Origin of the sequence: Pseudonocardia sp. (genome assembly GCF_025965585.1) — a bacterium.
Taxonomy (GTDB): domain Bacteria; phylum Actinomycetota; class Actinomycetes; order Mycobacteriales; family Pseudonocardiaceae; genus Pseudonocardia.
On record NZ_JAOPWR010000465.1, the window covers coordinates 1 to 3,660 of the forward strand.

General features: G+C 71.6%; 3 protein-coding genes. 2 read left to right on the forward strand and 1 reads right to left on the reverse strand.

Annotated features, from left to right (window positions below; all coding sequences use genetic code 11):
• The first annotated feature begins 189 nt into the window (after positions 1-189).
• Both JWR81_RS28500 and JWR81_RS28505 read left to right on the forward strand, forming a co-directional pair.
• Positions 190-1,443, forward strand: coding sequence for an MFS transporter (locus JWR81_RS28500; protein ID WP_297659610.1), 1,254 nt, complete (start codon positions 190-192; stop codon positions 1,441-1,443).
• Positions 1,440-2,912 (forward strand): amidohydrolase family protein, encoded by a 1,473-nt coding sequence (locus JWR81_RS28505; RefSeq protein WP_297659613.1) that lies wholly within the window; start codon positions 1,440-1,442, stop codon positions 2,910-2,912. The genes JWR81_RS28500 and JWR81_RS28505 overlap by 4 nt, the downstream gene beginning before the upstream one ends.
• A gap of 7 nt (positions 2,913-2,919) precedes the next feature.
• Here the strand turns inward: JWR81_RS28505 and JWR81_RS28510 are convergent.
• Positions 2,920-3,660: alpha/beta hydrolase fold domain-containing protein (locus tag JWR81_RS28510; RefSeq protein WP_297659615.1), on the reverse strand; the 741-nt coding region annotated here is incomplete at its 5' end.

A 3,660-nucleotide genomic window follows, 5' to 3' on the forward strand; every position in this document is an offset into this window, starting at 1 on the left:
ACCGTCTGGTGGTTTCACCAGGATCCTCCCGACCTCTTCGTCGGGCTCGACGAAGCCAGCGCATCGGTCGCGCGCCAACAATCTGCCCTACGTCACGACATCGGAGGCCGCATGGCGCAGACCGGGACCGATTCGGTCGCACAGTCGGAGTGGACGCCGTCCCGAGTACGTCGAACGGCGACGGTCACCGTGGGACTGCTCATGGGCGTCTACGTCATCGACTACATCGACCGCGTCATGATCGCGGTCGCCCTGCCCTTCATCGGCGGGGACCTCGGCCTCAGCAAGACCGGGCAGGGCTGGCTGATCACGGTCTTCGCGCTCGTCTACATGGTGTTCCAGATACCCGGGGGGTACCTGGCGGACCGGTTCGGGTCCCGGCGGCTGCTGCTCACCTCGTTGCTGCTGTGGTCGGTCTTCACCGCGCTCAGCGGTCTGGTCTGGGGCTTCGTCGCCCTGCTGGTCGTCCGTGCCCTGTTCGGGGCCGGCCAGGCGTTGTTCCCCGGCGCGTCGTTCAAGGCCATCGCCGAGCGGACGGTGCCGGGCAGCCGGGCGACCGCCACCGGCTTGATGCTCTCCTCCAACTTCCTCGGCGCCGGGCTCGGGCCGCTCGTGGTCGCGCCGGTGCTGCTGCTGCTCGGTTGGCGCCACACGTTCTGGGCAGTCGCGCTCGCCGGCGTGCTGATCGCGCTCCTGCTCGTCACGCTGCTGCCCCGGGCGCTCCCGCCACACCTGACCGCGGCCGAGCCCACCGTCGAGCCCGCAGCCGGGCCGGGCGACGAGCCGAGCGGTGCGGCGGCCGGGCCCGGACCGGCCGCGTACTCGATGCGCACGGTGCTCCGGACCGGCGCGGTGTGGAAGTTCGCGGCGCTGTTCTGCGCGACCAACATGCTCAGCTACGGCATGATCACGTGGATTCCGAGCTACCTGCTCGAGGTGCGCGGGATCTCCCTGCTGCAGACCGGCGTGGCGGCGGCGATCCCGTTCCTGGTGATGAGCCTGTGCGTCTTCCTCGGCGGCTGGTTGTTCGACCGCTACTTCGCCCAGCGCGCCCGGATCTTCGCGATCCCGGTGCTGCTCGCCGCGGCGGTGATGCTGGTGCTGATGCTGCGTGCCGAGACGACAGTGGAGTTCACGCTGTATCAGACGCTGGCGATGGGGATCGCCGGTCTGTCCTTCATGTGCGTGCTGGGGATGCCGATCCGGGCGCTGCCGACCGCCGTGGTCGCATCGGGCATGGGGGTGGTGAACATGGGTGGCCAGCTCGCCGGTGTGCTCGCGCCTGTGGTCATGGGCTTCCTCGTGGACCGGTTCTCCTACACGGCCGCGTTCGGTTTCCTCATCTTCTCGACCGTGGCGGCGGCGCTGATCGCGATGTTCGTGCCCCAGCGTCCCGCCGACTTCACCATGGCGACCGAGCCTGGTGCGAAGGGAGCTTCATGACCAGCTACGACCTCGTCCTGACGGGCGGGCACGTGATCGACCCGGAGACGGGACTGGACGCGGTGCGCAACGTCGGCATCTCGGGCGGGACGGTGTGCGCGGTCACCGAGGCGCCGCTGACGGGAACGACCACGGTGGCAGTGCCGGGGCTGGTGGTCGCCCCCGGCTTCATCGACCTGCACAGCCACTGCCACGACGTCGCCGGGCAGCGCCTCCAGGCGCTCGACGGCGTCACCACGGCGCTGGAGCTCGAGGCCGGGGTCCACCCGGTCGGGGCCGCCTACGACCGTGCCGCCACGGAGGGGCGCCCGCTCAACTACGGCTTCTCCACCTCCTGGGCCGTCGCCCGGATGCACGTGCTCGCCGGCGCCCGTGCGACGGGCGAGCTGAGCGAGTTCTTCGCCAACATCGCGAGCCCCGAGTGGCAGCGCCCCGCGGCACGGCCGGACGTCGACCGCATCCTGGGGCACCTGGAGGCCGACCTGGCCTGCGGAGCGCTGGGCATCGGTGTCGTCGTCGGTTATGCACCGCAGATCGACCCGAGCGAGTACCTGGCGGTCGCTGCACTGGCCGCGCGACACGGGATGCCGACCTACACCCACGCGCGTGAGCTGGTCGAGCTCGACCCGCACACGCCGATCGACGGGGCCGAGGAGATCGCCCGAGCGGCGGGCGAGACCGGTGCACACATGCACTACTGCCACCTCAACAGCACGTCGCTACGTCAGGTGGACCGCGTGCACCAGCTCGTGGAACGGGTGCGGCAGGAGGGTTCGCGGGTCACCACCGAGGCCTACCCATACGGGGCCGGGATGACGGGCATCGGCGCGGCCTTCCTCGCTCCCGAGCTGCTGCACCGCCGGGGTCTCACCCCGCACTCGATCGGCTACCTGGCCACCGGCGAGCGCGTGACGGACGCGGACGAGCTGCGCCGGATCCGGCAGCAGGACCCCGGCGGCCTCGCGTTCGTCCACTTCTTCGACGAGGAGGATCCCGCGGAGTTCGAGTTCGTGCGGCGGGCGATGACGTTCACCGACGCCGCGGTGGCCAGCGACGCCATCTCCCCGCTGTGGCGCACCACGCCGCGGGACCCGCTGCTGTGGCCGCTGCCCACGGACGTGGTCAGCCACCCCCGAACCTCGGGAACCTTCGGGCGGACCCTGCGGGTGCTCGTGCGGGAGCAGGGGCACCTCAGCCTGGCCGAGGCGGTGCGCCGCTGCAGCCTGGTGCCCGCGCAGGTGGTCGAGGCCGCGGCACCGGCGATGCGGCGCAAGGGCCGCATCCAGCCGGGCAGCGACGCCGACCTCACGATCTTCGATCCGGCGGTGGTCTCGGACCGGGCCACCTACGCCGAGACCATCCGCCCGTCCGTCGGGTTCCGGCACGTGCTGGTCGGGGGCGAGTTCATCGTCCGCGACGGCGAGCTCCGAACCGACGTGCTGCCCGGACGGCCGGTGCGGGCGGCCTGACCCGCCGTCACGGCGCTGCGCACCGCTCCAGGATGAAGTCGTTGACGCGGCGGCAGGCCTTGCGGCCGAGCTCGGTGGGGAAGTAGTTGAAGCCGTGCGAGCCGCCGGGGTGGACGTCGAGCCTGCCCTCGTTGCGTGCCGCGGTCCAGCGGACGTACATGAACGCGCTGTCCTCGAACAGGGGGTCCACCGTGCCGACGGTGAACAGGGCGGGCGGCATGTCCGTGAGATCGGCGAACAACGGCGAGACGTCGGGGTCCTCGCGGTCGGCGGGGCCCAGATAGCGGTCGTAGTGGCGCTTGATCGTGGGGGTGTTGATGATCAGGCGGCGGCGGCCCCACGCGCGGGCCCCCGGGGTCATGCGCATGTCGTAGGCGCCCTGGGACAGGTTGAGCCCGGCCAGGCCCGTGAAATCGTGGCGGTCCCGCAGCCGCAGGGCCGTCAGCACGGCCAGGGTGGCGCCCGCGGACTCGCCGCCCACCACCATTCGGGTCGTGCCGAACTCGGCCTCGCCGTTCTGCAGCACCCACATGGCGGCGGCCTCGGCGTCGGCCGGCCCCGCGGGGTAGGGACTCTCGGGGGCGAGCCGGTAGTCGACGCTGAGCGTCACCACCCCGGCCTCACGAGCCGTCTCGGCCAGCATCGCGTCGTGGTGGCGGGCGGCCCCCATCGCGAAGCCGCCCCCGTGGAAGTGGAGATAGACACCCCGCGGCTCCCCCTCCGACGGGATCATCCGCATCGGGACGGT

Bases quoted from the DNA above. Each gene is read 5' to 3' on its own strand.
- JWR81_RS28505 (WP_297659613.1), top strand. From the start codon at position 1,440: ATGACCAGCTACGACCTCGTCCTGACGGGCGGGCACGTGATCGACCCG.